This is a genomic window from Rhodopseudomonas sp. (assembly GCF_048594845.1).
GTDB lineage: Bacteria > Pseudomonadota > Alphaproteobacteria > Rhizobiales > Xanthobacteraceae > Rhodopseudomonas.
Genome location: NZ_JBMDXE010000320.1, coordinates 1 through 4,143 on the forward strand (window position 1 = coordinate 1; position 4,143 = coordinate 4,143).

General features: G+C 67.5%; 6 protein-coding genes. 4 read left to right on the plus strand and 2 right to left on the minus strand.

Going from position 1 to position 4,143, the window contains the following annotated elements:
• Positions 1-171 (minus strand): MJ0042-type zinc finger domain-containing protein (locus ACOJTD_RS21405; RefSeq protein ID WP_420134880.1); only part of this gene is annotated, 171 nt, incomplete at its 3' end.
• A 144-nt stretch (positions 172-315) separates the two neighbouring features.
• Here ACOJTD_RS21405 and ftsE point away from each other — a divergent pair.
• From ftsE to ACOJTD_RS21425, 4 genes are all read left to right on the plus strand, one after another.
• On the plus strand, positions 316-975 hold the full coding sequence (gene ftsE, locus ACOJTD_RS21410) for a cell division ATP-binding protein FtsE (protein ID WP_420134875.1): 660 nt from the start codon (positions 316-318) through the stop codon (positions 973-975).
• A complete protein-coding gene (locus ACOJTD_RS21415) occupies positions 968-1,948 on the plus strand; it encodes a cell division protein FtsX (RefSeq protein ID WP_420134876.1) in 981 nt (326 codons plus the stop codon). The genes ftsE and ACOJTD_RS21415 overlap by 8 nt, the downstream gene beginning before the upstream one ends.
• 154 nt (positions 1,949-2,102) lie before the next feature.
• Positions 2,103-2,825, plus strand: coding sequence for a YdcF family protein (locus ACOJTD_RS21420; protein WP_420134877.1), 723 nt, complete (start codon positions 2,103-2,105; stop codon positions 2,823-2,825).
• 12 nt (positions 2,826-2,837) lie between these two features.
• Entirely contained in the window at positions 2,838-3,644 is an 807-nt protein-coding gene (locus tag ACOJTD_RS21425) for a lysophospholipid acyltransferase family protein (RefSeq protein WP_420134878.1), read from the plus strand.
• 207 nt (positions 3,645-3,851) lie between these two features.
• Here ACOJTD_RS21425 and ACOJTD_RS21430 read toward each other — a convergent pair.
• Positions 3,852-4,143 (minus strand): gamma-glutamylcyclotransferase (locus ACOJTD_RS21430; RefSeq protein WP_420134879.1); only part of this gene is annotated, 292 nt, incomplete at its 5' end.

A 4,143-nucleotide genomic window follows, 5' to 3' on the forward strand; every position in this document is an offset into this window, starting at 1 on the left:
CTTGTCCTCGACCGTCATTGCCGCGACACGTGCGTCGGTCTGGATCACGTCTTCGGGGCGGGCCAGCCAGACTTCCTTGCAGCGAGAACAGCGCACGGTCCGACCGCTGTCGCCCAGTTTCGCCGGATCGATCGCATAGGATGTCGTACAATGGGGGCAAACGATATGCATGACGAATCGCTGGCTGTGTTCCTCGCCCGAGCCTATCCGGCGTCCGTTAACGAATCGGAAACCATAACCACCTCACAACCTCCGCAGGGGCAGATGGCGCGGCGTGCCCTGTCCCGCTGCGCCGGTGAGTATCGGAGCTGAATCGTGGTCCGCTTCGAAAATGTCGGCCTGCGCTATGGGCTTGGTCCGGAGATCCTGAGGGATCTCAACTTCGCGATCCCGGCGCATTCCTTCCAGTTCCTGACCGGCCCCTCGGGCGCCGGCAAGACGTCGCTGCTCCGGCTGTTGTTCCTGTCGCTGCGGCCGACCCGCGGCCTGGTGAATCTGTTCGGCAACGACGTGTCGCTGCTGACCAAGGACGAGGTGTCGGCGCTGCGTCAGCGCATCGGCATCGTGCTGCAGGATTTTCGGCTGCTCGACCATATGACCACCTACGAGAACGTCGCGCTGCCGTTCCGCGTCACCGGCCGCGACGAATCGAGCTACCGCAAGGAAGTCATCGACCTGTTGAAGTGGGTCGGGCTCGGCGACCGCATGGACGCGTTGCCGCCGGTGCTGTCGGGCGGCGAGAAGCAGCGCGCTGCGATCGCCCGTGCGGTGATCGGCCGGCCGCAATTGTTGCTCGCCGACGAGCCCACCGGCAATGTCGATCCGACGCTCGGCCGCCGGCTGCTGCGGCTGTTCATCGAGCTCAACAAATCCGGCACCGCCGTGATCATCGCCACCCACGACATCACCCTGATGGACCAGTACGAGGCGAGGCGACTGGTGCTGCATCAGGGACGGCTGCACATCTATGAATAGGCCGCCGCGATATACCGATCCGCGCGACGCGATGGTCGACCTCGGCGACGAGCGGCCGCAGCTGCCGGCGCGTGCCCGCAATCAGTCCCCGATCGTGCCGCGAGCCTCGATCGCCGGCCGCGCGCTGGTCGCCGTGGTGGCCATCATGGCGTTCCTGGCCTCGATGACCACCGGCGTGGTGCTGCTGATCAGCGCCTCGGCGGCCGAATGGCAGTCGGACGTCGCCAGCGAACTGACCGTGCAGGTGCGTTCGGTGCAGGGCCGCAGCCTCGACCGCGACGCCGCAACGGTGGCGGAGGTCGTGCGCAACCAGCCCGGCATCGTCGACGTTCGGCCTTTCACCAAGGAGGAGTCCGCCAAGCTGCTCGAGCCCTGGCTCGGCAGCGGCCTGTCGCTGGACGATCTGCCGGTGCCGCGGGTGATCGTGGCGCGGATCGCACCCGGCACCGCGCTCGACCTCGCGGATCTGCGCCGTCGCATCGCGCAGGCGGCGCCATCAGCCACGGTCGACGATCACCGCGCCTGGATCGAGCGGATGCGGTCGATGACCGGCGCCACGGTGTTCGCCGGCATCGGCGTGCTGGCGCTGGTGATCGTCGCCACCATCATCTCGGTGTCGTTCGCCACGCGGGGCGCGATGGCGGCCAACCGGCCGATCGTCGAAGTGCTGCATTTCGTCGGCGCCAGCGACCGCTTCATCGCGGACCGGTTCTTCCGCCATTTCCTGATGCTCGGCCTGCAGGGCGGGCTGATCGGCGGCGGCGCCGCGGTGTTCGTGTTCGGATTCTCCGAATCCGTCGCGACGTGGTTTTCCGGCACGCCGGTCGGCGACCAGTTCGCCGCGCTGCTCGGAACCTTCTCGCTGCGCCCGAGCGGCTATCTGGCGCTGGCCGGGCAGGCGGTGCTGATCGCGGCCATCACCGCGCTGGCGTCGCGCCGGACGCTGTTCAGCACCTTGAATTCGATCGAATGACGGCGCCGCAGCGGCGCCGGGCGGGGCGCAGTTTGGACGCCCGGCGGACTCCCTTTCGCCCGAAAACGCACTAGAGTCCGGGCGGCTTCCGGCCAGCGAGGTTCGACCAACGGAGCCGCATCGACATTTCGCAATCGAGGTTATACCGGCACCGATGGATCCGCGTTCTGCCCAGCTTGCGCCCGACGCGCGCCCGGACCGGCCGAGGCGTCGCGTTGGCCTGTTCCGCGCCGCCGCGCTGGCGGTGCTGGCGCTCGGCCTGCTGGGCGTCGGCGGCTTCCTGGTGTTCCTGATGCAGCTCCGCGTCGAGGAGTCGAAGCCGTCTCGCGTCGCCGACGGCATCGTTGTGCTGACCGGTGGCTCGTCGCGGGTGTCGGATGCGGTCGAACTGCTGGCCGCCGGTTACGGCAAGCGGCTGCTGATCTCCGGCGTGCACCGGACCAACGGCGCCAGCGACATTTCGCGCTCGGTGCCGGAGAGCAAGGACTGGTTCGGCTGCTGCGTCGATCTCGACCGCTCCGCTGTCAACACCCGCAGCAACGCGGTCGAGACCCGGCGCTGGGCGACCGAGCGCGGCTTCCGTTCGCTGATCGTCGTCACCTCCAATTACCACATGCCGCGTGCGATCGCCGAGATGTCGCATGTGATGCCGGACATCGAGCTGATCCCGTTCTCGGTGATCGGCGACAAGTGGCGCGACGAGGTGTGGTGGACCAGTGGCGCGACGATGCGGCTGCTGCTATCCGAATATGTCAAATATCTCGCCGTGGAAGCGCGGGTGCGGCTGGCGCGGCTGGGGCTCGACATCGCGCCGGAGTCCTCGGAGCAGGCGCCCGAGCCGACAGCCCGCCGGCCGGCAACGGCGCTCGCCAACTGACCGGATCGTTTGATGACGCGTATCTTCATCCGCTCGTTGATTTTCAACGTGCTGTTCTATCTGCTGCTGGTGTTCTGGATCCTGGTGGCGCTCCCGACCGTCGTGCTGCCGCGCCGGGCGCTGATCAAGGTGGCGAAGCTGTGGGGCCAGAACAGCATCTGGCTGATGCGGATGGTGTGCGGCACCAAGGTTGAATTCCGCGGTCTCGAGAAGATCCCGCAGGGTCCTCTGATCGTCGCCCCCAAGCATCAGTCGATGTGGGAGACCTTCGCGCTCCTGCAGCATTTCGACGAGCCGCTGTACATTCTCAAGCGTGAGCTGACCTGGATTCCGTTCTTCGGCTGGCTGCTCGTCAAGGCCGACATGATCGCCATCAACCGCCAGAAGGGCGGCCGCATCCTGATGGAGATGGCACGCCGTGCCAGCGAGGAGGTCAACCGCGGCCGGCAACTGATCATTTTCCCAGAAGGCACGCGGACTGCCGTCGGTGCGCCGCCGCACTACAAGGCCGGCATCGCGCAAATCTATTCCGACTGCAACGTGCCGTGCCTGCCGGTGGCGCTGAACTCCGGCCTGTTCTGGCCGCGCCGCCAGTTCATGCGCTATCCGGGGACGATCGTGGTAGAATTCCTCGATCCGCTGCCGGCCGGCCTGTCGCGCCGCCAATTCATCGACGTCGTCAGCGAGAAGATCGAGACCGCCAGCAACCGCCTGATCGAAGCCGGCCGGCGCGAACAGGAAGCACTGTTCGGCAGCGTGCCGAGCGCGCCTTCCAGCGAGGCGCCTGCAGTCGCCGACCGCAACGCCAGCAATCAGTAACCTGCCGCATCGCGCCTCTGTAGCTCGACAGGCCAGCCCGATCCGCAGCGCGCTCCCTCTCCCGCTTGCGGGAGAGGGCTGGGGTGAGGGCGCCCCAGGCAGTGACTCAGCGACTCGTGGAGCGGAGTGCCCTCACCCGCCGCGCTTCGCGCGTCGACCTCTCCCGCAAGCGGGAGAGGTGCATCCTGCTCGGGGCGAGGCCGTGCCTCACCGATGCGGCGGCGTTTCGTCGCGGAGGGCTTCGGCGAGGCGATGCAGGCCCGGGTCGCGGCAGCCTTGCGCTTCCAGCGAATGCACCGTCGATAGAACGTAGTCGCGATTGGCGCCGGACCGGCCGTGGCCCTGGCGGACCAGTCGAAGCTGCTCGGCGGGCGTCAGGCGCCCGGCATATTGGGCGTGGCCGCGATCGACCACATAGGCGAGCGCGCTGATCCGCCGCCGTGCGTCGTCCTCGAGCCAGACCGACCGCTTGACCTCGCGATACACGCTGGTGACCTGC

What these genes read in the sequence shown, in the direction of transcription:
- ACOJTD_RS21415 (WP_420134876.1), top strand. Translation starts at nt 968, where the DNA reads ATGAATAGGCCGCCGCGATATACCGATCCGCGCGACGCGATGGTCGAC.
- ACOJTD_RS21420 (WP_420134877.1), top strand. Translation starts at nt 2,103, where the DNA reads ATGGATCCGCGTTCTGCCCAGCTTGCGCCCGACGCGCGCCCGGACCGG.
- ACOJTD_RS21425 (WP_420134878.1), top strand. Translation starts at nt 2,838, where the DNA reads ATGACGCGTATCTTCATCCGCTCGTTGATTTTCAACGTGCTGTTCTAT.